23 protein-coding genes are annotated in these 23,255 nt (G+C 72.6%); 17 read left to right on the plus strand and 6 right to left on the minus strand.

Features of this window, described 5'->3' with window-relative positions; all coding sequences use genetic code 11:
- Positions 1 to 204 precede the first annotated feature (204 nt).
- A complete protein-coding gene (locus tag AB0G52_RS25465; protein WP_132891269.1) occupies positions 205 to 1,977 on the plus strand; it encodes a biotin carboxylase N-terminal domain-containing protein in 1,773 nt (590 codons plus the stop codon).
- Positions 1,978 to 2,500: 523 nt separating this feature from the next.
- On the opposite strand, the gene AB0G52_RS25470 is transcribed toward AB0G52_RS25465, so the two are convergent.
- Complete coding sequence (locus tag AB0G52_RS25470; protein ID WP_207921842.1) at positions 2,501 to 3,445, minus strand: DeoR/GlpR family DNA-binding transcription regulator; 945 nt, start codon at positions 3,443 to 3,445, stop codon at positions 2,501 to 2,503.
- Between the two features lie 190 nt (positions 3,446 to 3,635).
- A complete protein-coding gene (locus AB0G52_RS25475) occupies positions 3,636 to 5,084 on the minus strand; it encodes an NAD(P)H-quinone dehydrogenase (RefSeq protein WP_361338907.1) in 1,449 nt (482 codons plus the stop codon).
- Between the two features lie 97 nt (positions 5,085 to 5,181).
- Between AB0G52_RS25475 and AB0G52_RS25480 the strand changes: the two genes are divergently transcribed.
- The 7 genes from AB0G52_RS25480 to AB0G52_RS25510 all read left to right on the plus strand — a co-directional run bounded on the left by AB0G52_RS25480 (position 5,182) and on the right by AB0G52_RS25510 (position 11,817).
- Positions 5,182 to 5,622: a gamma-glutamylcyclotransferase gene (locus tag AB0G52_RS25480; protein ID WP_132891272.1), complete on the plus strand. Its 441-nt coding sequence runs from the start codon at positions 5,182 to 5,184 to the stop codon at positions 5,620 to 5,622.
- Positions 5,623 to 5,715: 93 nt separating this feature from the next.
- Positions 5,716 to 6,540: a purine-nucleoside phosphorylase gene (locus AB0G52_RS25485; protein ID WP_132891273.1), complete on the plus strand. Its 825-nt coding sequence runs from the start codon at positions 5,716 to 5,718 to the stop codon at positions 6,538 to 6,540.
- Between the two features lie 366 nt (positions 6,541 to 6,906).
- Positions 6,907 to 8,538 (plus strand): phospho-sugar mutase, encoded by a 1,632-nt coding sequence (locus AB0G52_RS25490; protein WP_132891274.1) that lies wholly within the window; start codon positions 6,907 to 6,909, stop codon positions 8,536 to 8,538.
- A gap of 244 nt (positions 8,539 to 8,782) precedes the next feature.
- Positions 8,783 to 9,928 (plus strand): hypothetical protein, encoded by a 1,146-nt coding sequence (locus AB0G52_RS25495; protein WP_361338931.1) that lies wholly within the window; start codon positions 8,783 to 8,785, stop codon positions 9,926 to 9,928.
- A 104-nt stretch (positions 9,929 to 10,032) separates the two neighbouring features.
- The gene (locus AB0G52_RS25500; protein WP_132891276.1) at positions 10,033 to 10,512 is read left to right on the plus strand and encodes a hypothetical protein; all 480 of its coding nucleotides are present in this window, start codon (positions 10,033 to 10,035) and stop codon (positions 10,510 to 10,512) included.
- Positions 10,509 to 10,868: a hypothetical protein gene (locus tag AB0G52_RS25505; RefSeq protein WP_132891277.1), complete on the plus strand. Its 360-nt coding sequence runs from the start codon at positions 10,509 to 10,511 to the stop codon at positions 10,866 to 10,868. The genes AB0G52_RS25500 and AB0G52_RS25505 overlap by 4 nt, the downstream gene beginning before the upstream one ends.
- 184 nt (positions 10,869 to 11,052) lie before the next feature.
- The gene (locus AB0G52_RS25510; RefSeq protein ID WP_132891278.1) at positions 11,053 to 11,817 is read left to right on the plus strand and encodes an SDR family oxidoreductase; all 765 of its coding nucleotides are present in this window, start codon (positions 11,053 to 11,055) and stop codon (positions 11,815 to 11,817) included.
- Between the two features lie 137 nt (positions 11,818 to 11,954).
- On the opposite strand, the gene AB0G52_RS25515 is transcribed toward AB0G52_RS25510, so the two are convergent.
- Together AB0G52_RS25515 and AB0G52_RS25520 are read right to left on the minus strand one after the other, a co-directional pair.
- On the minus strand, positions 11,955 to 12,578 hold the full coding sequence (locus AB0G52_RS25515; protein ID WP_132891279.1) for a TetR/AcrR family transcriptional regulator: 624 nt from the start codon (positions 12,576 to 12,578) through the stop codon (positions 11,955 to 11,957).
- Positions 12,579 to 12,640: 62 nt separating this feature from the next.
- Entirely contained in the window at positions 12,641 to 13,303 is a 663-nt protein-coding gene (locus AB0G52_RS25520) for a PH domain-containing protein (RefSeq protein ID WP_132891280.1), read from the minus strand.
- Between the two features lie 138 nt (positions 13,304 to 13,441).
- Between AB0G52_RS25520 and deoC the strand changes: the two genes are divergently transcribed.
- Genes deoC through AB0G52_RS25535 form a run of 3 tightly spaced genes read left to right on the plus strand, consistent with a single transcriptional unit; the run spans position 13,442 to position 16,747 of the window.
- Positions 13,442 to 14,401 (plus strand): deoxyribose-phosphate aldolase, encoded by a 960-nt coding sequence (deoC, locus tag AB0G52_RS25525; protein ID WP_132891281.1) that lies wholly within the window; start codon positions 13,442 to 13,444, stop codon positions 14,399 to 14,401.
- 20 nt (positions 14,402 to 14,421) lie between these two features.
- Positions 14,422 to 15,858, plus strand: a complete 1,437-nt coding sequence (locus AB0G52_RS25530; protein ID WP_361338934.1) for an aldehyde dehydrogenase family protein — start codon at positions 14,422 to 14,424, stop codon at positions 15,856 to 15,858.
- Positions 15,851 to 16,747 carry an aldehyde dehydrogenase family protein gene (locus AB0G52_RS25535; RefSeq protein WP_361338914.1) on the plus strand — a complete coding sequence of 299 codons (897 nt, stop codon included), beginning with the start codon at positions 15,851 to 15,853 and terminating at the stop codon, positions 16,745 to 16,747. The genes AB0G52_RS25530 and AB0G52_RS25535 overlap by 8 nt, the downstream gene beginning before the upstream one ends.
- Positions 16,748 to 16,841: 94 nt before the next feature.
- Here AB0G52_RS25535 and AB0G52_RS25540 read toward each other — a convergent pair whose 3' ends face one another.
- Entirely contained in the window at positions 16,842 to 17,240 is a 399-nt protein-coding gene (locus tag AB0G52_RS25540; RefSeq protein ID WP_132891283.1) for a hypothetical protein, read from the minus strand.
- 127 nt (positions 17,241 to 17,367) lie between these two features.
- On the opposite strand from AB0G52_RS25540, the gene AB0G52_RS25545 reads away from it, so the two are divergent.
- The gene (locus tag AB0G52_RS25545) at positions 17,368 to 17,997 is read left to right on the plus strand and encodes a uridine kinase (RefSeq protein ID WP_361338917.1); all 630 of its coding nucleotides are present in this window, start codon (positions 17,368 to 17,370) and stop codon (positions 17,995 to 17,997) included.
- A 225-nt stretch (positions 17,998 to 18,222) separates the two neighbouring features.
- Here the strand turns inward: AB0G52_RS25545 and AB0G52_RS25550 are convergent, their stop codons facing one another.
- The gene (locus AB0G52_RS25550; protein WP_132891284.1) at positions 18,223 to 18,957 is read right to left on the minus strand and encodes a SigE family RNA polymerase sigma factor; all 735 of its coding nucleotides are present in this window, start codon (positions 18,955 to 18,957) and stop codon (positions 18,223 to 18,225) included.
- A 246-nt stretch (positions 18,958 to 19,203) separates the two neighbouring features.
- Here AB0G52_RS25550 and afsQ1 point away from each other — a divergent pair, with 246 nt between their 5' ends.
- The 5 genes from afsQ1 to AB0G52_RS25575 all read left to right on the plus strand — a co-directional run bounded on the left by afsQ1 (position 19,204) and on the right by AB0G52_RS25575 (position 23,117).
- Positions 19,204 to 19,881 carry a two-component system response regulator AfsQ1 gene (afsQ1, locus tag AB0G52_RS25555; RefSeq protein ID WP_177232965.1) on the plus strand — a complete coding sequence of 226 codons (678 nt, stop codon included), beginning with the start codon at positions 19,204 to 19,206 and terminating at the stop codon, positions 19,879 to 19,881.
- Positions 19,878 to 21,470: a HAMP domain-containing sensor histidine kinase gene (locus tag AB0G52_RS25560; RefSeq protein ID WP_361338921.1), complete on the plus strand. Its 1,593-nt coding sequence runs from the start codon at positions 19,878 to 19,880 to the stop codon at positions 21,468 to 21,470. Before afsQ1 ends, AB0G52_RS25560 begins: the two co-directional genes overlap by 4 nt.
- Positions 21,470 to 22,072: a hypothetical protein gene (locus AB0G52_RS25565; protein WP_132891286.1), complete on the plus strand. Its 603-nt coding sequence runs from the start codon at positions 21,470 to 21,472 to the stop codon at positions 22,070 to 22,072. The genes AB0G52_RS25560 and AB0G52_RS25565 overlap by 1 nt, the downstream gene beginning before the upstream one ends.
- 201 nt (positions 22,073 to 22,273) lie before the next feature.
- Complete coding sequence (locus AB0G52_RS25570) at positions 22,274 to 22,825, plus strand: VanZ family protein (protein WP_132891287.1); 552 nt, start codon at positions 22,274 to 22,276, stop codon at positions 22,823 to 22,825.
- Between the two features lie 94 nt (positions 22,826 to 22,919).
- A complete protein-coding gene (locus AB0G52_RS25575) occupies positions 22,920 to 23,117 on the plus strand; it encodes a PspC domain-containing protein (protein ID WP_132891288.1) in 198 nt (65 codons plus the stop codon).
- Positions 23,118 to 23,255: the final 138 nt, after the last annotated feature.

Here is a 23,255-nt window from a genome sequence, read left to right on the forward strand (position 1 = left end):
GCACGCTCTCACAGAGACCTTGACCACACGGCGGGGCTAGGGTTTCCCGAAGGAGCCCTGCGTACCAAGGTGCGACAAGGGCTTTCGCGGGTCGGGCGAGCCTCGCATCACGCTCCGTGTGGGCAAGCTCACCATTGGGGACGGGTCGAAGTGCCGTGTCGGCCTTCCCTAAACTCGGCTTGTTTCAAGGAGGGAGCCTCAATCGTGCGCAAGGTGCTCATCGCCAACCGTGGCGAAATCGCTGTCCGCGTGGCCCGGGCCTGCCGGGACGCTGGGATCGCGAGCGTGGCCGTCTACGCGGACCCGGACCGGGACGCTCTGCATGTCCGCGCCGCGGATGAGGCGTTCGCCCTGGGCGGTGACACCCCGGCCACCAGTTACCTGGTCATCGACAAGATCCTGAACGCGGCCCGCGAGGCCGGGGCGGACGCCGTCCACCCGGGCTACGGCTTCCTCTCCGAGAACGCGGAGTTCGCGCAGGCCGTCCTGGACGCGGGGCTGACCTGGATCGGCCCCCCGCCGCAGGCGATCCGCGACCTGGGCGACAAGGTGGCGGCCCGTCACATCGCCCAGCGCGCCGGCGCGCCGCTGGTGGCCGGCACCCCGGACCCGGTCTCGGGCGCCGACGAGGTGGTGGCCTTCGCCGAGGAGCACGGGCTGCCGATCGCCATCAAGGCGGCCTTCGGCGGGGGCGGACGCGGCCTGAAGGTCGCCCGCACCCTCGAAGAGGTCCCGGAGCTCTACGACTCCGCCGTCCGTGAGGCGGTGGCCGCGTTCGGTCGCGGCGAGTGCTTCGTGGAGCGCTACCTGGACCGTCCCCGGCACGTGGAGACCCAGTGCCTGGCCGACACCCACGGCAACGTGGTCGTCGTCTCCACCCGTGACTGCTCGCTCCAGCGCCGGCACCAGAAGCTCGTCGAGGAGGCCCCGGCGCCGTTCCTCTCCGAGGCCCAGGTCGCCGAGCTGTACCGCGCCTCCAAGGCCATCCTCAAGGAGGCCGGCTACGTCGGCGCCGGCACCTGCGAGTTCCTGGTCGGCCAGGACGGCACGATCTCCTTCCTGGAGGTCAACACCCGCCTCCAGGTCGAGCACCCGGTGACCGAGGAGGTCGCCGGCATCGACCTGGTCCGCGAGATGTTCCGCATCGCCGACGGCGAGGCGCTCGGCTACGACGACCCCGAGCTGCGGGGTCACTCGTTCGAGTTCCGGATCAACGGCGAGGACCCGGGCCGCAACTTCCTGCCCGCGCCCGGCACCGTCACCCGTTTCGAGGCTCCCACCGGTCCCGGTGTCCGCCTGGACGCGGGCGTCGAGGCGGGCTCGGTCATCGGCCCCGCCTGGGACTCCCTGCTCGCCAAGCTGATCGTCAGCGGCCGCACCCGTGCCGAGGCGCTGCAGCGGGCCGCCCGCGCGCTGGACGAGTTCCAGGTCGAGGGCATGGCCACGGCGATCCCCTTCCACCGCGTCGTCGTCCGTGACCCGGCCTTCGCTCCCGAGCTGACGGGCTCCGAGGACCCCTTCACGGTCCACACCCGCTGGATCGAGACCGAGTTCGTCAACGAGATCAAGCCCTTCGCCGCCCCCGCCGACGCGGAGGCCGAGGAGGACACCGGCCGCGAGACCGTGGTCGTCGAGGTCGGCGGCAAGCGCCTGGAAGTGTCGCTGCCCGCCTCCCTGGGCATGACGCTGGCCCGCACCGGTCTGGCCGCCGGCGCCAAGCCCAAGCGCCGCGCCGCCAAGAAGTCCGGCCCGGTCGCCTCCGGCGACACCCTCGCCTCGCCCATGCAGGGCACGATCGTCAAGGTCGCGGTCGAGGAGGGTCAGGAGGTCAAGGAGGGTGACCTGATCGTCGTACTCGAGGCGATGAAGATGGAACAGCCCCTGAACGCGCATCGCAGCGGCACCATCAAGGGCCTCGCCGCCGAGGTCGGCGCGTCCCTCACGTCCGGCGCCGTGATCTGCGAGATCAAGGACTGACGCAGCCCGATCCCTGACGCCCGGCGAACGACACCCACCGTTCGCCGGGCGTCGCCGTCTGCGCGCGTCACCCGCGAAACGACCACCTCCCCCGACCGGCGCAACCCCTCGGCGGCGATTACGGCGACCACAGCCACACGGCCGTCCCCACCCCGCCGACCACACCGGCCGCACCCGCGACCGGCCACTCACCGAACCCGCACGCGCCCGCGCCGAGCGCACCCACGACCGGCCACTCGCCAAGGCCCACCAAGTGCATCCGCGACCGGCCACTCACCGAACCCGCGCCCGACTGCCCATTCACCAGCCCGCACGCCGACAGTCGGGAGCGGTACGGAAGGGCGTACGGCGACGGCGCGGCGATCCGGTTCGGCTCACCCCGGCGCACCCCTGCCCACCCTGCGCACGCCTGCGCGCCCCTGCCCCCCTCACCCCTGCCATCGCCCTGGCAGGCAGGTGAGGCACCCCGGGGCTCAGGGGCCGGCGCAACCGCAGGGGGCACTGGAAATGGCGCGCCCGTCCCTCATCGTCGCCGCATGTCGGCGACCCGACCCCGCTGTTCGGTCCCCGTCGGCTGTTCCGCCCCGAGCACCGAGGCCGACCGCAGGCCCGCCCCGGGGACTCCCCGTCGCGGTCCCGGAAGGGACACGTCCCGACGCTGCTGGTGCTGTTGCTGTCGCGTCGGGACCTGGTCACCCCCCGGGTTCCCGGCCGCCCCGGCCACGGCGATCTGCACCCCCTGGTCGGCGAGGGCCTGGAGCTCGGTGGCGGCGCGGTCGTCATGGGCCGGCGGCTCGTCCGTGACCAGCCGGGTGATGAGGTCGGTCGGCACGGTCTGGAACATGGTGTCCGTACCGAGCTTGGTGTGGTCGGCGAGCACCACCACCTCCGCGGCGGCCTGCACCAGCGCCCGGTCGACGGACGCCGACAGCATGTTGGACGTGGACAGCCCCCGCTCGGCCGTCAGACCGCTCCCGGAGATGAAGGCCCGCGACACCCGCAGTCCCTGCAGGGACTGCTCGGCGCCGGAGCCGACGAGCGCGTAGTTGGAGCCCCGCAGGGTCCCGCCGGTCATCACGACCTCGACCCGGTTGGCGTGCGCCAGGGCCTGCGCCACCAGCAGCGAGTTGGTGACGACGGTGAGGCCGGGCACTCTCGCCAGCCGGCGTGCGAGTTCCTGCGTGGTGGTACCCGCTCCGACCACGACGGCCTCGCCTTCTTCGACGAGACCCGCGGCGAGATCGGCGATGGCCGTCTTCTCGGCGGTCGCGAGATGAGATTTCTGCGGAAAGCCGGACTCCCGCGTGAACCCGCCCGGCAATACCGCACCGCCATGCCGGCGGTCGAGGAGTCCTTCTGCCTCCAGTGCGCGCACGTCCCGCCGTACGGTCACTTCGGAGGTCTGGACGACGCGGGCGAGCTCACGGAGCGACACGGCCCCGTTCGCTCGCACCATTTCGAGGATCAATTGGCGACGTTCTGCAGCGAACACGAAACTGACAGTAACCCCAACGACCGTCTGCTTTCAGCAGTTTGCGCCGAATAGCAGAAGTTGTTCGCACGGCTGAGTCGGAAGTGGTATAGGGCCTATCCGCTCCGACTATGCCGTACGCATGCTCGACAACTCCCCGTGACCAGCGGGGAGTCGGTTCCGGCCGTCAGAGTTCGCTGCCGGTCTTCCGCGTGTGCAGCTGCCGCGCCACCTCCGCGATCGACCCCGAAAGGGACGGGTACACGGTGAACGCGTTCGCGATCTGTTCGACCGTCAGATTGTTGTCGACGGCGATCGAGATCGGATGGATCAGCTCCGAGGCCCGCGGCGAGACGACCACGCCGCCCACCACGATCCCGGTGCCCGGCCGGCAGAACATCTTCACGAAGCCGTCCCGGATGCCCTGCATCTTCGCGCGCGGGTTGCGCAGCAGCGGCAGCTTCACCACCCGGGCGTCGATCTTCCCGGCGTCCACGTCGGCCTGCGTGTAGCCGACCGTGGCGATCTCCGGGTCGGTGAACACGTTCGACGAGACGGCCTTCAGGTTCAGCGGCGCCACCGCGTCGCCGAGGAAGTGGTACATGGCGATGCGCCCCTGCATGGCGGCTACCGACGCGAGGGCGAAGACACCGGTCACGTCACCGGCGGCGTACACACCGGGCGCGGTCGTCCGGGACACCTTGTCGGTCCAGATGTGCCCGGAGTCGCGCAGCTTGACGCCGGCCTCCTCCAGACCCAGACCGGCGCTGTTCGGAATCGCGCCGACGGCCATCAGGCAGTGCGAACCGCTGATGACGCGACCGTCCGCCAGCGTCACCTCCACCCGGTCCCCCACCCGCTTGGCCGCGGCCGCCCGCGACCGGGCCATGACGTTCATGCCACGCCGCCGGAACACGTCCTCCAGCACGGCGGCCGCGTCCGGGTCCTCACCGGGCAGCACCCGGTCCCGCGACGACACCAGCGTGACCTTGGACCCCAGCGCCTGGTAGGCACCGGCGAACTCGGCACCGGTCACACCCGACCCGACCACGATGAGCTCCTCGGGCAGCTCGTCGAGGTCGTACACCTGCGTCCAGTTCAGAATGCGCTCGCCGTCGGGCTGGGCGTCGGGCACCTCACGGGGATGCCCGCCGGTCGCGATCAGCACCGCGTCGGCGACGAGCGTCTCCTCGCTCCCGTCCGCCGCGCTCACGACGACCTTCCGCGACCCGTCGAGGGCCTGCATGCCCTCCAGGCGCCCCCGCCCCCGCATGACCCGGGCGCCGGCGCGCGTCACCGAGGCCGTGATGTCGTGCGACTGCGCCAGCGCGAGCCGCTTCACACGCCGGTTGACCTTCCCCAGGTCGACCCCCACCACGCGCGCCGCCTGCTCCAGCGGCGGCGTGTCGTCGGCGACGATGATCCCCAGCTCTTCATACGACGAATCGAAGGTCGTCATGACCTCGGCCGTAGCGATAAGGGTCTTCGACGGCACGCAGTCGGTCAGCACCGACGCCCCGCCCAGACCGTCGCAGTCGACGACGGTCACCTCCGCGCCGAGCTGCGCGGCCACCAGCGCCGCCTCATAGCCGCCGGGTCCGCCACCGATGATCACGATCCGAGTCACGTACTCCATTGTCCCGCACGCTTCAAGGTGCTACTGCCCGGGGGCCGCCACCCGGCGCCGCCTGGGACAGGAGTGGCGCACGGGACGGCTGCCGTACCCTCTCCCCATGTCGTCGCTCTACGCCGCGTACGCCGGCAATCTCGACGCACGGCTGATGTCGCGCCGCGCCCCGCACTCGCCCCTGCGCGCCACCGGCTGGCTGAACGGATGGCGGCTGACCTTCGGCGGCGAGCAGATGGGCTGGGAGGGCGCCCTGGCGACGATCGTCGAGGACCCGCTCTCCCAGGTCTTCGTCGGCCTCTATGACATCGCGCCGATGGACGAGGAGTCCATGGACCGCTGGGAGGGCGTCGGCCTGGGCATCTACCGCCGGGCACGCGTGCGCGTGCACACCCTGGAGGGCGAGGAGACGGCCTGGCTCTACGTCCTGGACGGCTACGAGGGCGGCCTCCCGTCCGCCCGCTACCTGGGCGAGATCGCCGATGCCGCCGAGTCCGCGGGCGCACCGCACGATTACGTGATGGAGCTGCGCAAGCGCCCCTGCTGACGACCCCCTCATAGGAAACGACAAGACAACGATCGCCATCCCGTGAGCTCCGTCATCTACGCGCGTAGGCCCGGACCGGCTACTCTCATCCGCGTGAACGCATCTCTTCTTCCGGACGACATCCAGGGCGATCCGTACGCCGCCGCCGACGTGGCCGCCGCTCGCCTGCGCGAACTCACGGGCGCCGAGACCCACGACGTCGCCCTCGTGATGGGCTCCGGCTGGGCCCCGGCCGTCGACGCCCTGGGCGCCCCCGACGCCGAGTTCCAGGTCACCGAGCTGCCCGGCTTCCCGCCGCCGGCCGTGGAGGGGCACGGCGGCAAGATCCGCTCGTACTCCATCGGTGACAAGCGCGCGCTGGTCTTCCTCGGCCGCACGCACTACTACGAGGGCCGGGGCGTCGCCGCCGTCGCGCACGGCGTCCGCACGGCCGTCGCCGCCGGCAGCAAGACGATCATCCTCACCAACGGCTGCGGCGGCCTGCGCGAGGGGATGCGTCCCGGCCAGCCGGTCCTCATCAGCGACCACATCAACCTCACGGCGACCTCCCCGATCGTCGGCGCGAACTTCGTCGACCTCACCGACCTCTACTCCCCTCGCCTGCGCGCCCTGTGCAAGGAGGTCGACCCGAGTCTCGAAGAGGGCGTCTACGCCCAGTTCCCCGGCCCGCACTACGAGACCCCGGCGGAGATCCGCATGGCCCGCGTGATCGGCGCCGACCTGGTGGGCATGTCGACGGTCCTGGAGGCGATCGCCGCACGCGAGGCGGGCGCCGAGGTCCTGGGCATCTCCCTGGTCACCAACCTCGCCGCGGGGATGACCGGCGAGCCGCTGAACCACGAGGAGGTCCTCCAGGCGGGCCGCGACTCGGCGGCACGCATGGGCGCCCTGCTGACGCAGGTACTGGGCAAACTCTGAGGACGCCATCCGGGCTGCCACCCACGCCGTGACGGCGGCCTTCTCCGGGGGCACCCCCAGCGCCCCTTTCGGGGCGCCGCGCCCGCCGTCGGCCGACCCGCGCGCCCGCTCGCGCGGTTACCCGCGCCCCGTTCGGGCGCTGCGGCCGCCGTCGGCGGGAAGGGGACGGGGTGGGGAGTTCCCGCCCGCAGCGGCCGGCGTCGGCCGACCCGCGCGGCACGAGATGCAGCACCGCCGGTCCGAGGACGGGGACTGCCCACCCCGGCCCCGACCCAGCACCACCCGTAGGCGCTACGCGCACCCCCACCGAAGCCGCGGATGCGCCGCAGGCATCCACCCGCACCACCGGAGACCAGGAGACCGACCGTGCACGACGATCTCACCGCCCGGGCCAGGACCTGGCTCGCCGAGGACCCCGACCCGGACACCCGCGCCGAGCTGGCCAAGCTCATCGACGCAGGTGACACCGAGGAACTGGAGGCCCGCTTCAGCGGCACCCTCCAGTTCGGCACCGCCGGCCTCCGCGGCGAACTCGGCGCCGGCCCGATGCGCATGAACCGCTCCGTCGTCATCCGCGCCGCCGCCGGCCTCGCCGCCTACCTGAAGAAGCAGGGCCACGGCACCGGCACCGTCGTCATCGGCTACGACGCCCGCCACAAGTCCGCCGACTTCGCCCGCGACACCGCCGCCGTCATGACCGGCGCGGGCCTCACCGCCGTCGTACTCCCCCGCCCCCTCCCCACCCCTGTGCTCGCGTTCGCCATCCGGCACCTCGGCGCGGTCGCGGGCGTGGAGGTCACCGCCAGCCACAACCCGCCCCGCGACAACGGCTACAAGGTGTACCTCGGCGACGGCTCCCAGATCGTCCCGCCCGCAGACGCGGAGATCGCCGCCGAAATCCAGGCCATCACCACCCTCCACGAAGTCCCCCGCCCCGACACCGGCTGGGAAACCCTCGACGACACGGTCCTGGAGGCCTACCTGGCCCGTACGGACGCTGTCCTGGCCCCCGGCTCCCCCCGCACCGCCCGCACCGTCTACACGGCCATGCACGGCGTCGGCAAGGACACCCTCCTCGCCGCCTTCGCCCGCGCCGGCTTCCCCACCCCGGCCCTCGTCGCCGAACAGGCCGACCCGGACCCGGACTTCCCGACCGTCGCCTTCCCCAACCCGGAAGAGCCCGGCGCGATGGACCTCGCCTTCGCGAAGGCCCGCGAGACCGACCCCGACCTGGTCATCGCCAACGACCCCGACGCCGACCGGTGCGCCGCCGCCGTCAAGCAGGACGGCGAGTGGCGCATGCTCCGCGGCGACGAGGTCGGCTCCCTGCTCGCCGCCCACCTGGTCCGCCGCGGCGCGACCGGCGTCTTCGCCGAGTCGATCGTCTCCTCCTCCCTCCTCGGCCGCATCGCCGCGAAGGCGCACCTCCCCTACGAGGAGACCCTCACCGGCTTCAAGTGGATCGCCCGCGTCGACGGCCTGCGCTACGGCTACGAGGAGGCCCTCGGCTACTGCGTCGACCCCGACGGCGTCCGCGACAAGGACGGCATCACCGCGGCCCTCCTGATCACCGAACTGGCGTCCGTCCTCAAGGAGGAGGGCCGTACCCTCCTCGACCTCCTCGACGACCTCGCCGTGGAGCACGGCCTGCACGCCACCGACCAGCTCTCGGTCCGCGTCCAGGACCTCTCCGTCATCGCCCGGGCCATGCGGACCCTCCGCGAGCACCCCCCGACCGAACTGGCCGGCCTCCCGGTCACCAGCGCCGAGGACCTCACCCGGGGCACGGACACGCTCCCGCCCACCGACGGCCTCCGCTACACCCTGACCGGCGCCCGGGTGATCGTCCGCCCCAGCGGCACCGAGCCCAAGCTGAAGTGCTACCTGGAGGTGGTGGTCCCCGTCGCGGACCGCGACGAGCTGCCCGCGGCCCGCACCAGGGCGGCCGACCTGCTCGCGGCGATCAAGCGGGACCTCTCCACGGCGGCGGGCATCTGACCGGCGGAGGACGGGGGACGCCGCCGGGCGACCGGACCGGCTCCCCCACGGACCGGCTCCCCACGGACCCGGGTACGAGTCCGGGGCACCCCATCGGGTGATTTCCCACCGGTAGGTGACCCGGGCTCCACGTCCGGCCCCGACGGCCGGGAAACGGTGGTGCGGTAACGCCCGCCCCGCCAGCCGTCGTACAGGAGCCGCCGCCGTGTCCTCGACCGCCTCCGACACCGTCCCCAGCGGGCACATCCCGGGCACCCGGCGACCCGGCCCGCCGACCGCGGCAGCACCGCGCCCCGCCTTGCGCCGGGCGGCCCCGGCCCTGGCCGGGTACCTCGCCGTACGGCTCACCGGGCTGGCGTTCCTGGCCGTCTGGGCGCACCGGCGGCACCACGGGATCTGGCCGATGCTGGCGACGCAGTGGGACTCCCGCTGGTACCTCGGGATCGCCGACCACGGGTACGCGCACACCCTGGGCGTGGCCTACGACCACAACAACCTGGCCTTCTTCCCGCTCTACCCGCTGCTGGTCAAGGCGGTCGCCGTGCTGACCCCGGGCACCCGGGCCAGTACCGGCCTGGCGCTGGCGTGGCTGGCCTCGCTCGTCGCCGCCTGGGGGGTGTTCGCGGTGGGCGACCGGCTGGCCGGCCGCCGGGTCGGCGTCCTGCTCACGGTCCTGTGGGCGGCGTACCCGGTGGGCCTCGTCGAGTGGATGGGCTACACCGAGTCGCTCTTCACGGCGTTCGCCGCGTGGACGCTGTACGCGGTGCTGGCCGAGCGCTGGTGGTGGGCGGCGGCGGGCGCGGTGCTCGCCGGGCTGACCCGGCCGACGGGCATCGCCGTGGCCGCGGCCGTCACCGTCACCGCGCTGCTCTCCCTGCGCACCCGCTTCTCACCCCGCGCCCTGGCGGCGGCCCTGCTGGCCCCCCTCGGCTGGTGTGCCTACGTCGGCTGGGTGGGCGTCAGACTCGGCCGCTGGGACGGCTACTTCGCCGTCCAGCGGTTGTGGCACAACGAGGTGGACGGCGGCGCGGAGACCGTGCGCTGGCTGCGGCAGCTGTTCGGGCAGGTGTCACGGCCGGAGCTGTTCCTGGTCGTGGTGAGCGTGACGATGCTCGTGTCGGTGGTGCTGTTCGGGTGCGCGCTGGCGGACCGGCAGCCGGTGCCGCTGCTGGTCTTCGGCGGGGTGCTGCTGGTGATCGTGCTGACCAGCGGCGGGGTGTACTTCCCGCGCGCCCGTTTCCTCCTCCCGGGTTTCCCGCTGCTGCTGCCGCTCGCCGGGTACCTGGCCCGCGCCTCGCGCCGCCTGCGGCTGCTCGTGCTGACGACGGCGGTGCTGGGGTCGGCGTACTGCGGCGCGTACATGCTGCTGGTGTGGCCGAGCGCGCCGTGAGCGGTCAACGGCGCCGGCGTCGTCGTCAACAGCGCACCTGCGTGCCGGTTCCCCACCCGTGCGGGTGATGGCACTGCAGTGAGTTTCGAAGTACTTTCAAAATCATGAGTGCCGAGAGCGCAGCCGTGAACTTCTCCGAGCTGGTGAACAGGAACAAGCAGACACTTGCCCGGCTCCAGGAATCTCCGAGACTGCTCCTGCACCGCAGAGACGGTGAGGACCTGGTCCTCACCACCGCCGCACGGGCCGAGCAGGACCGGACCGTGGTGTCGGCGGCCACCCGCATGCTGGTCGCGCTGGCCCGCCGGGAGCCCGGCAGCATGGAGTTGCTCCTCGACATACTGCCGGACGCGTTCCCGTGGGTCAGATTCCTGCCGGAGCCCGACCTCCACGGCTTCGCCGTCGAACTGGTCGACACCATGCGGGCCGCCGACTCGGTCGGCAACGTCGCCTCCGTCGCCCAGTTGCTCATCGCCTGGCAGCACACGGCCGAGGTCTACTCCGACCCCGCACTCCTGGCCGCCCTGACCAGGGATCACGACGAGGACTACGGCCCGGCCCCCGACCCCAGGGACCCGGCATGACCGCGGGCCGCGGCGACCGCGCCGCACCACCGGCACCCGAGGGCCACTGGGAAGTCCGCTTCGCCGACGCCGCCTCGGCCAAGGGCTGGGACAGCCTTGCCCAGCAAGCCCGCGAGAACACGTACCGCGCCTGGATCGCCTTACGCACCGCCCCGAGACCGGCCGCCGAGACACCTCGGCACCATCGCCTCAAGGGCAGCCTGGCGCACGGCACCCACCGCGGGCAGACCTGTGAGCAATGGCAGATCGAGGTGACCGGTGAGGGCCGGATCCGGTATCTCCTCGACGTCGCGAGGGAGACCTGCTGGATCACCTTCGCGGGCACAGGACACCCTCGGGCCACGGACCGACGCTGACAGCCCGCCGAACGGCGACGCCGCCCGCCAGCCGCCCGTAGCGGGAGTCGGCCGGCGAGGGAGCCGTCTGCCCCGTGCTCGGGCACGGCCCGCTGGCGCCTCGTTTTCTGGACTTGCTGGTCCATTTTTCTGGGCGCACAGTGGTCCGCACCTGACCGGGAAACCGAGGACACGGAGGCTGATCATGGGTACGCGACTGGCAGGAAAGACCGCGCTGGTGACCGGATCCACCAGCAACATCGGGCGGGCGATCGCGGAGGCGTTCGCCGCCGAGGGCGCGCATGTCGTCGTCTCGGGGCGGAGTGCCGAGCGCGGGGCGGAGGTGGTCGACGGGATCCGGGCACGGGGCGGCCGCGCCGAGTTCGTGCGGGCCGACCTGGACGGCAGCGCCGCCGCCTCGCACAGGCTGGCCGAGGAGGCGACCCGGGTGCTGGGCGGCCGTATCGACGTACTCGTCAACAACGCCGGCATCTACCCGGCCGACCCCACCCCCGCCACCGACGAGAAGACCTTCGACCGGGTCTACGCGGTCAACGTCAAGGCCCCCTTCTTCCTGACGGGGGCCGTCGCACCCGCCATGGCCGAGGCGGGCGCGGGCGCGATCATCAACCTGAGTTCGTGGATCGTACGCCTGGGCATCCCCGTCGGCGCGCTGTACAGCTCCACCAAGGGGGCCGTGGAGGCCCTGACCCGCGCCTGGGCTGCCGAGTTCGGGCCGCAGGGGGTGCGGGTGAACGCGATCTCGCCGGGCGCGGTGCTGCCGTCGGACGCCGAGGTGGCCGAGCTCGGCGGGGCCATGATGAAGGGGACACCGGCGGGCGGGATGGGCACGCCGGAGGCGATCGCGAGCGCGGCGGTATACCTGGCCGCCGACGAGTCGACGTTCGTGCACGGGATCGTGCTGGACGTGGACGGCGGCCGTACCGGTGTCGCGGTCGTCGCCGCCTGACGATCCTTGCGACCGGGCCGCCCCGGAGGCCGTCGCGGCGCGACGAGCCCTACGACCAGGCGGCCCGGCGGCCCGGCGGTCCGGCGGTCCGGCGGTCCGGCGGCCGTCGCAGTGTGCCCAGCCCCGCGGCCCGGCGGTCACCTCGGCGCGACGGCCCCCGCCGGGGTCAGGTCGCGGCGCAGGTCCGCGAGCCCCTGGTCGAGGGCGGCGCGCAGATGGGCGGACGAGCCCGTCGCCAGCAGGATGGACACCCCGCCCTGGATCGCGGCCAGCAGCGCGGCGGCCCGCGCCTCCACGTCGAACTCGGCCGACGGGCCCCCGGCCGCCCGCAACGCCCGCATCCCGGCCGCCAGGCTCTCCTGCCAGCGCCGCATCAACTCGGCGACGATCGCCCGCGCCCCCGGCGTCGAACGCCCGACCTGGAGGAAGAGCGACCCGAGGGGGCAGGTGTCCCCCAGGATCTCGTACCGGGCGACCACCGCGTCCCGCCACCGCTCCCAGTTCTCCCAGGAGTCGAGGCACCCCAGATACGGCTGCTGGTCCTCCAGCACCTGGTCCGCCTCGTAGTGCGCGACGGCGAGCAGCAGTTCGTCCTTGCCGCCGGGGAAGTAGTGGAAGAGCTGGCTCTTGCTGGTGCCGGTGCGCGCCATGACGTCGTCGAGGGTGACCGAGCCGACGCCCTGCTCCCGCAACACCTCGGCAGCCCCCTCGACGATCCGGTGCCGGGTGGCCCTGCCCTTGGCCGTGAGTTCCCTGCGCATGGACCGCCGCCCCTTCCCGGGAGTGGACTGTACGGTCCACTGTAGGGGCCGGCCGCCCGGAACTACCCCACCGCCAGCAGGATCGCCAGCAGCACCGCGCCCGCGACGGCCGGCGCGGCCACCTCGTAGGCCCAGCGCACCGTCACCTCGCCCTGCGCCGACTCCGCCGCCTCCCTGCTCTCCAGCAGCTCCCGCAGGTCGTCCATGATCCGGTCGGTCTCCGCGCGCGTCGGCCCGGTCGCGCCGTCGGTGTCGCGCAGCGCCCGGAACCCGCCGCCGAACCCGCCGGGCATCCGCCCCTCGGCCCCCTGCCGCCCGCGCTGCGCGTCCGCCTCCGCCTTGGCCGTGCGGCGCGCCGCCTTCTTGCGGCCGCGCAGGGACACCGGGATCGACCACAGCTGGTACTTCGCACCCGACTTGGTGATCACCTCGTTCGAGTAGCCGGAGCGCAGCGCGGCGACCTCCCCCCACGGCAACGTGACCACCCGGAACGGGTTGCGCACCCGCAGCCGGTCCTCGCCCGCGAACACCGCGGGCCGCAGGGTGAAGGCGATCACCAGCGGCACGATGAGGATCATCGCGGCCAGCGCGAGCCAGGGGGTGCGGCCGTGCCCGCGGATCAGCGCGTCGACGCCGAGCCAGCAGATGATCGCGAGCAGCAGGACACCGCCGACCACCGCCATGGGTGAGCGGTAGACGCGGTCCTTGACGAGGGGCGTGGTCATGCCGCCGATTCTGCCTCAGCCCGCCGGGGGACAGCCGATCGCCTCCACTCGCGCCTCCACTCCCCGCACCCCTTCGCCCCACACAAGAACCACTCCCTCGGGGTGTACAGCCGCTACGCGCGTAGATATGCTCGGCTGGTGACCATGCCCACCACCGCACCCCACGCACTTGCTGACGTCACCGCGTCCGACAGCACGCTGCGCCGCTTCCTCCACGGGCTGCCCGGCGTCGACGCGGTCGGCCTGGAGGCGCGTGCCGCCTCCCTCGGCACCCGTTCGATCAAGACCACCGCGAAGGCGTACGCCATCGACCTCGCCATCTCGATGGTCGACCTGACGACGCTGGAAGGCGCGGACACCCCGGGCAAGGTCCGGGCGCTCGGCGCCAAGGCGGTCCACCCGGACCCCACGGACCGTACGACCCCCGCCACGGCCGCCGTCTGCGTCTACCCCGACATGGTGGCCACCGCGAAGGAGGCCGTCGCCGGTTCGTCCGTCAAGGTCGCCTCCGTCGCCACCGCCTTCCCCGCGGGCCGCGCGGCCCTGCCGGTGAAGCTCGCCGACGTGCGGGACGCCGTGGCCGCGGGCGCCGACGAGATCGACATGGTCATCGACCGCGGCGCGTTCCTCGCGGGGAACTACCGCAAGGTGTACGACGAGATCGTCGCCGTGAAGGAGGCCTGCGGGGCCGCCGCCCGGCTCAAGGTCATCTTCGAGACCGGCGAGCTGTCGACGTACGACAACATCCGCCGGGCCTCCTGGCTCGGCATGCTGGCGGGCGCCGACTTCATCAAGACCTCCACCGGCAAGGTCGCCGTCAACGCCACCCCCGCGAACACCCTCCTGATGCTGGAGGCCGTGCGCGACTTCCGTGCGCAGACCGGCGTCCAGGTCGGCGTGAAGCCTGCCGGAGGCATCCGCACCAGCAAGGACGCGATCAAGTTCCTCGTCCTGGTCAACGAGACCGCGGGGCAGGACTGGCTGGACAACCACTGGTTCCGCTTCGGCGCCTCCTCGCTCCTGAACGACCTGCTGATGCAGCGTCAGAAGCTGGCCACCGGCCGCTACTCCGGCCCCGACTACGTGACGGTGGACTGATCACCATGGCCAAGGAAAAGATGACCACCGCTTTCGAGTACGCACCGGCGCCCGAGTCCCGCTCCGTCGTCGACATCGCCCCCTCCTACGGCCTCTTCATCGACGGCGAGTTCACGGACGCGGCCGACGGCAAGGTCTTCAAGACGGTCAGCCCGTCGACCGAGGAGGTCCTCTCCGAGGTCGCCCGGGCCGGCGCCGAGGACGTGGACCGGGCCGTAGGGGCCGCCCGCAAGGCGTTCGAGAAGTGGTCCGCGCTGCCGGGCTCCGAGCGGGCCAAGTACCTCTTCCGCATCGCCCGGATCATTCAGGAGCGCAGCCGTGAGCTGGCCGTCCTGGAGACACTGGACAACGGCAAGCCGATCAAGGAGACGCGCGACGCGGACCTCCCCCTGGTCGCCGCGCACTTCTTCTACTACGCGGGCTGGGCCGACAAGCTCGACCACGCCGGCTACGGCGCGAACCCGCGGCCGCTGGGCGTCGCCGGCCAGGTCATCCCCTGGAACTTCCCGCTCCTGATGCTCGCGTGGAAGATCGCCCCGGCGCTCGCCACCGGCAACACGGTGGTCCTCAAGCCCGCCGAGACGACCCCTCTGTCCGCGCTCTTCTTCGCGGACGTCTGCCGCCAGGCGGGCCTGCCCAGGGGCGTCGTCAACATCCTTCCCGGGTACGGCGACGCGGGCGCCGCGCTCGTCGCCCACCCCGACGTGAACAAGGTCGCCTTCACCGGCTCCACCGCCGTCGGCAAGGAGATCGCGCGCACGGTCGCGGGCACCCGCAAGAAGCTCACGCTGGAGCTGGGCGGCAAGGGCGCGAACATCGTCTTCGACGACGCCCCCGTCGACCAGGCCGTCGAGGGCATCGTCACCGGCATCTTCTTCAACCAGGGCCAGGTCTGCTGCGCGGGTTCCCGGCTGCTCGTCCAGGAGTCGATCCACGACGAGCTGCTCGACTCGCTCAAGCGCCGCCTGTCGACGCTCCGGCTCGGCGACCCGCTGGACAAGAACACCGACATCGGCGCGATCAACTCGGCCGAGCAGCTGGCCCGGATCACCGCGCTCGCCGAGCAGGGCGAGGCGGAGGGTGCCGAGCGCTGGTCCCCGGCCTGCGAACTCCCGTCCGCCGGCTACTGGTTCGCCCCGACGCTGTTCACGAACGTCACCCAGGCGCACACCATCGCCCGCGACGAGATCTTCGGCCCGGTCCTGTCGGTCCTCACCTTCCGCACCCCGGACGAGGCGGTGGCGAAGGCCAACAACACGCAGTACGGCCTGTCCGCCGGCATCTGGACGGAGAAGGGGTCGCGGATCCTGGCGGTCGCGAACAAGCTGCGCGCGGGCGTCGTCTGGTCCAACACGTTCAACAAGTTCGACCCGACCTCGCCGTTCGGCGGGTACAAGGAGTCGGGCTTCGGCCGCGAGGGCGGTCGTCACGGCCTGGAGGCGTACCTCGATGTCTGACCGCAACGACCGTCTGAGCGTCTTCAAGACCTACAAGCTGTACGTCGGCGGGAAGTTCCCGCGTTCCGAGAGCGGCCGGGTGTACGAGGTGACCGACGCAAAGGGCAACTGGCTGGCCAACGCGCCGCAGTCGAGCCGTAAGGACGCGCGGGACGCGGTCGTCGCCGCCCGCAAGGCGTTCGGCGGCTGGGCCGGGGCCACCGCCTACAACCGGGGCCAGGTCCTCTACCGCGTCGCGGAGATGCTGGAGGGCCGCCGGGACCAGTTCGTGCGCGAGGTCGCCGACGCGGAGGGTCTCGGCAAGTCCAAGGCCGCCGTGGTCGTGGACGCGACGATCGACCGCTGGGTCTGGTACGCGGGCTGGACCGACAAGATCGCCCAGGTGGTCGGCGGCGGCAACCCGGTCGCCGGCCCCTACTTCAACCTCTCCTCCCCCGAACCGACCGGCGTGGTGGGCGTCCTGGCCCCGCAGGAGTCGTCGTTCCTCGGCCTGGTGTCGGTGATCGCCCCGGTGATCGCGACCGGCAACTCGGCGGTCGTGGTGGCGAGCGAGCGGGCGCCGCTCCCGGCCCTCTCCCTCGCCGAGGTGCTGGCCACCTCCGACGTCCCCGGTGGCGTCGTCAACGTCCTCTCCGGCCGTACGAAGGAGATCGCGCCGACCCTGGCGTCCCACCAGGACGTCAACGCGATCGACCTCGCGGGCGCCGACGAGACGCTGGCCAAGGAGCTGGAGATCGCGGCGGCCGACAACCTCAAGCGCGTCCTGCGTCCACAGCCTGTGGACGACTGGACGGCGACACCCGGGACCGACCGCATGACGGCGTTCCTGGAGACGAAGACGGTGTGGCACCCGACGGGTTCCCTGGGCGCGTCGGGCTCCGCGTACTGACCACGCCCCTCAACCCGGCGAGCCGTGCTTCCTCTGCGCCCCAGGGGAGCACGGCTCTTCGTCTTCCGGGACGGCCCGCGGTTTCCCGCTGCGTTCAGCCACCCAGGAGCAACTGCCCCACCACCGGCAGGTCCCCGATCGACGGCGCTTCCGCCACCGGTTCCGTCAGCGGCTTGGAGGCCAGCGGCTTGAAGTCGGCGAGCCGCGTGGCGACGCCGTTGTCCAGGGGGTCGACGCCCGTGCCCGCGAGCGGGTTGGGCTTCAGGCCCGTCACCGGTCCCGTGACGTACGGCAGCAGACCGCCCAGTGCGGTCAGTCCCGCCTGCGGGTCGACGGGGCTGACGGAGGCGGGCCGGTGCCGTACCGCGTCCTGCGCGGGCTGCGGGGCCGCGGCGGCCGTCGCGGCGCCCGCGCCGAGCGCGACGGAGGCGGTCGCCAGGGCGATCAGCGTGCGCTGGGCGGTCGGGTTCGGGGAGGACGCGGGTCGGGACATCGCTGGTGCCACCTTCGGGTGCGCAGGGTGATCGGGTCGGCACACAGGGTAGTTGAGGCGAGACTCACGCTCAAAAGCCGACCCGCGGGGTCGGCAGGAGGCTCCCCATACGTCAAACTGGTGTTCCGTGAGCATTCATCCTCCGCCCCCCGCCCGCGTCGTGCTGCTGTGCGGCCCCTCGGGTTCGGGCAAGTCCCTCGTCGCCGCCCGTTCCGGGCTTCCCGTGCTGCGTCTCGACGACTTCTACAAGGAGGGCGACGACCCGACCCTGCCGCTGGTGGCGGGGAGTTCGGACATCGACTGGGACCACCCGCAGTCCTGGGACGCGGAGGTCGCGATCGAGGCCATCGGCCGGCTGTGCGCGACGGGTTCGGCGGGTGTGCCGGTGTACGACATCTCGTTGAGCGCCCGCGTCGGCGAGGAGACGCTGCACATCGGCCGCACCCCGCTGTTCATCGCGGAGGGCATCTTCGCCGCCGAGATCGTGGAGCGCTGCCGCGAACTGGGGCTGCTGGCCGACGCGCTGTGTCTCAGCCGGGGCCCGCTGAAGACCTTCCGGCGCCGCTTCCTGCGCGACCTCAGGGAGGGCCGCAAGTCGGTGCCGTTCCTGCTGCGCCGCGGCTGGCGGCTGATGCGCGCGGAGCGCACCATCGTGGCCCGCCAGGTGTCCCTGGGCGCCCACCCGTGCGACCGGGACGAGGCGCTGAGCCGGATGGCGGCGGCCGCGGTGGGCCGCACCCGGGCCCCGGTGGCCTGAGCGCCGTGGGCGGCGCATGACGAAAGCGGGACTGGACGGACCCCCCGGCCCTCCAGTCCCGCTTCCCCCGTCGCTCCGCCGAACACCCCCGTGTCCCCCGTGGCGGAGCTCCCCCGTGCTTTCGAGCCCCCCGGACTCGTTTCCCCCGTGGGTCCCCCCGGACCCTCCCCCGGGCCCCCGTTTCCCCCGGTTTCCCCGTCGGGATCCCCCCGGATCCCCTTACCTTCAGGCCACGAGCTCCCCGAAGGCGTCCTCCTCGTCACGGCCGAAGCTGAGGACCTCGTCCTCGCGCAGCCGGCGGAGCGACCGCCAGATGCTGGACTTCACCGTGCCGACACTGATGTCGAGGATCTCCGCGATCTCCGGGTCCGTGCGGCCCTCGTAGTAGCGCAGGACCAGCATGGTGCGCTGGAGCTCGGGGAGCCGGGCGAGCGCCTGCCACAGGACCGCGCGCAGCTCGGTGCCGCTCATCGCGTCCGTGTCGCCGGGCGTCTCCGGCAGTTCCTCGGTCGGGTACTCGTTGAGCTTGCGGCGCCGCCAGGCGCTGATGTGCAGGTTGGTCATGGTCCGGCGCAGGTAGCCGCCGACGGCCGCCTTGTCGCTGATCCGCTCCCACGCCCGGTACGTCGAGAACAGCGCGCTCTGCAGCAGGTCCTCGGCCTCGAAACGGTCGCCGGTCAGGTGGTAGGCGGTCGCGTACAGGGAGGCGCGGCGCTCCTGGACGTAGGCGGTGAACTCCGCCTCCGTCAGCGAGCGGCGCTCCCCCTGGTCCTCCCCGTACGCGGCTGCGCCGGTCTCCCCCGTCCCCCCGTCGACCACCGTCATGTAGGCGGTGTGCTGCCGCCCGGTGCCGCGAGCGCACCCCCGCCCGCTCACGGCACCGGACTTCTCGGAACCCCGGTGCACGTCGTGCAGACGCGTGATCACTGCGCTGGTGCTGTGACCGATCAGCGTGTTCATCTCGCGCCCCCCGTCGTGGACTTCCGGTAGTTCGGTCTGCCCGGGCTTCCCACTTGCTCGGTTGCCCGTGCCGAGAACTCTGCCGGGCCACCTTCACGGCCGTATCCGCCGACTGTCACAGACCTGTCACAGGGGTCCGGCACGGCCGGTCCCCAGCGGGCGCACAGGAGGCGGGGCTATGCCGGTCCCGGCGGCTCCGAACAGCACAGGTCGTACGACAGGGCCCTCATGGGCCAGAATGAGCCCGTGCCTTCCCTGTTGCTGATCGAGGACGACGACGCCATCCGAACGGCCCTGGAGCTCTCTCTGACGCGCCAGGGACACCGGGTGGCCACCGCTGCGACCGGTGAGGACGGTCTGAAGCTGTTGCGTGAGCAGCGGCCCGATCTGATCGTCCTCGACGTCATGCTGCCCGGGATCGACGGGTTCGAGGTGTGCCGGCGCATCCGGCGCACGGACCAGTTGCCGATCATCCTGCTGACCGCGCGCAGCGACGACATCGACGTGGTGGTCGGCCTGGAGTCCGGTGCCGACGACTACGTCGTCAAGCCCGTCCAGGGCCGGGTGCTGGACGCCCGGATCCGGGCGGTGCTGCGGCGCGGGGAGCGGGAGTCCACCGACTCGGCGACGTTCGGGAACGTCGTCATCGACCGGTCGGCGATGACCGTGACGAAGAACGGCGAGGACCTCCAGCTCACCCCGACCGAGCTGCGGCTGCTCCTGGAGCTGAGCCGGCGTCCCGGTCAGGCGCTGTCCCGGCAGCAGTTGCTGCGGCTGGTCTGGGAGCACGACTACCTCGGTGACTCCCGGCTGGTGGACGCGTGCGTGCAGCGGCTGCGCGCCAAGGTGGAGGACGTGCCCTCGTCCCCGACCCTGATCCGTACCGTGCGTGGTGTCGGCTACCGCCTGGACGCCCCTCAGTGACGGACCGGCAGGAGGGTTTCCGCGGCTGGGCCGCGGATCGCAAGGGAGCCGTGTCCCGGCTGCGTTTCACCAGTCTGCGGCTGCGGCTCGTGGTCGTCTTCGGGCTCGTCGCGCTGACCGCCGCGGTGTCCGCGTCCGGCATCGCGTACTGGCTCAACCGCGAGGCCGTGCTCACCCGTACCCAGGACGCGGTGCTGCGCGACTTCCAGCAGGAGATGCAGAACCGGGCCGGCGCCCTGCCCGTCCACCCCACCCAGGACGAACTGCAGCGCACGGCCGGGCAGATGGCCAACAGCAGCCAGCGCTTCAGCGTCCTGCTGGTCGGCGACGGCGCCGACGGCAAGGTGGTGTACGGCAATTCGGGCGGGCTCAGCGGGTTCGCGCTGGACGAGGTGCCGGCGTCGCTGCGCAAGGCCGTCGACAAGCAGCAGAAGATCACCGACGCCAACAAGTCGGCGTACCACCTGTACTGGCAGCGGGTCGTCGACCACGGCACGCCCTGTCTCGTCGCCGGGACGCGGCTGAGCGGCGGCGGACCGACCGGCTACATGATGAAGTCCCTCGAACCGGAGGCGAAGGACCTCAACTCCCTCGCCTGGTCGCTCGGTATCGCCACCGCGCTGGCGCTGATCGGCTCCGCGCTGCTCGCGCAGGCCGCCGCCACGACCGTGCTGAAGCCGGTGCACCGGCTGGGGGTCGCCGCGCGGCGGCTCGGCGAGGGCCGGCTGGACACCCGGCTGCGGGTCTCCGGCACCGACGAACTCGCGGACCTGTCCCGGACGTTCAACGACGCGGCCGAGGCGCTGGAGAAGCGGGTCGACGACATGGCCGCCCGCGACGAGGCGTCCCGGCGGTTCGTCGCCGACATGAGCCACGAGCTGCGCACCCCGCTCACCGCGATCACCGCCGTGACGGAGATCCTGGAGGAGGAGCTGGAGGCGGAGTCCGGTTCGATCGACCCGATGATCGAGCCCGCCGTCCGGCTGGTGGTCAGCGAGACGCGCCGCCTCAACGACCTCGTCGAGAACCTGATGGAGGTCACCCGCTTCGACGCCGGCACGGCCCGTCTCGTCCTCGACGACGTCGACATCGCCGACCAGATCACCGCCTGCATCGACGCCCGCGCCTGGCTGGACGCGGTGGAGCTGGACGCCGAGCGCGGCATCCACGCCCGCCTCGACCCGCGCCGCCTCGACGTCATCCTCGCCAACCTGATCGGCAACGCGCTCAAGCACGGCGGCTCCCCGGTGCGGGTGTCGGTGCGGATGGACCAGCAGGAGGGCGGCGAACTGGTGATCGCGGTCCGCGACCACGGTCCCGGTATCCCCGAGGACGTGCTCCCGCACGTCTTCGACCGGTTCTACAAGGCCAGCGCCTCCCGGCCGCGCTCCGAGGGCAGCGGCCTGGGCCTGTCCATCGCGACGGAGAACGCCCGCATCCACGGCGGTTCCATCACCGCCGCCAACTCCCCCGAGGGCGGCGCGGTGTTCACGCTCCGGCTGCCCCGGGACGCCTCGGCGCTGACCGAGGAGACGAAGGACGCCGGGGGCTCCGGGGAAGCCGGAGAGACCGGGGAGAAGGGCGCGTGATGCACGTACCGAGACTCCTGGGCGTCGCCGGGCTCGCGCTGGCGCTCGCCGGGTGCGGGATCCGGGCGACCGAGGTGCCGACCGACTTCGGCGCGGCGCCGTCGCGGGTGCCGTGCTCGATGCCCCAGCCCGATCTGTCGGCGCAGTCCTCGCGGGGGGTGCCGGTGCAGGTGTTCCTGCTGTGCGGGGCCTCGCTGGTGACCGTCGACCGGGAGGTGCGCGTCCCCGACGGCACGGCGGACGCCAAGCGGCGGGTGATCGTCGCCCAGGGGCTGCTGGACCAGCTCGCCGAGACGCCGTCGGCAGCCGAGAAGGAGGCGGGCTACACGACGTACGTGCGCGGCGGGATGAGCGTCGGCGGGCCGCGGCGCGGGGACCCCGACGACACGCTGCGGCTGAGCACGTCGCCGCCGCAGCTGACGTCGTACGCCCTCGCCCAGATCGTGTGCACGCTGTCCGACTCGGCGGCCGCGGAGGGCGACGGGTCGGTGATCCTCGGAGGGCCGGGGCCGGAGCCGTCGCGGCGGTACGCGTGCACGGACGCGGTGCGGAACGCCCCGGGCGGGAACCGGCCGCCGTCCGGTGAGGTTCCTTCCGGGTGAGGGGGGTCGGGGCGCCCGGTGGGGTGCCGCCTCGGGTCGTGGGGCGGGTGCGGGTCGCATTCGGTTGATCGCGCACTTCCTCCCCAGCCTTCGGCCGGGGCACCCCCGGCGCCCCTTTCAGGGGCGCTGTCGGGGGCGCGTGTTCGCGGGCTCACGCCCCCGTCCGGAACCGTTCGGGTGCGCGCGGGCGTCTTGGGGGGCGTGCAGCGTCAAGGGTTCATCGGCGGGAGCGCCGGGATTCGGGTCCGTGCGACGGGGGGTGTTCTCCTCGCCGCACACCTCGCGCTCGTCGCCTGGCTGATGCTGCGCCCGCTGGACGTGCCCTGGGTGATGCCCGCCAACCTGCACCCGTTCGCCGGCATCCGGGCCGACCTGGCGCTGGGCCCCCGCGAGGCGGTGCACCGCATCGGTGAGGGGCTCGCGCTGCTCGCGCCGCTGGGGGTGCTGCTGCCGATGGCGCACGGCAGAGTCCGTGTCTCCCCGCTCGGTTCCCTGGTCGGCACGGCCACCACGGCCGCCCTGCTCTCGCTGGGCATCGCTCTGTTGCAGACCGGGGTGCCCGGGCGGGTGGTGGACGTCGACTCGATCCTGCTGAACACCGTCGGGGTGGTCGTCGCGCACCTCGCGGTGGTCCCGGCGGCCCGTGCCCGGCTCCGCCGCAGGGACCGGCGGGAGCGGTCAGCCGCCGTCCCCCAGGAGGACCCGGCTCAGGGTCGTACCCCGACGATTCCCAGGGTCGGGATCGCCCCGTAGAGCGACGCTTCGACCCGGTTCGTCTCCGTACCGTGGTGGGCAGACGAGGGGCCGTACGGGCCTCTCGCACCGGACGCTCACGAAGGAGCCGCAGATGTCCAGCCTCGCCCGCCCCACCCACGGCCGCATGATCGGCGGAGTGTGCGCCGCGCTGGCCCGGCGCTTCGGCACCTCCGCCACCACGATGCGGGTGGTCTTCCTGCTGTCCTGCCTGCTGCCCGGCCCGCAGTTCCTGCTCTACATAGCCCTGTGGATCCTCCTCCCCTCGGAGGAGAAGGCCACCGCCTGGTGATCCCCCGGGTACGACAACGCCGTCGGGGCGCCCCGGACCGGTCCGGGGCGCCCCCCCCGCGGCCCCCCCCCGCCCGGGGGAGGGGGAGCCCCGCCGGCAACCCGGGTGCGGCCCGCCGGGGGGGGGGCGGGCCCGCCC

It is taken from the genome of Streptomyces sp. NPDC021562, from assembly GCF_040640875.1.
In the GTDB taxonomy this organism is placed as follows: Bacteria; Actinomycetota; Actinomycetes; order Streptomycetales; family Streptomycetaceae; genus Streptomyces.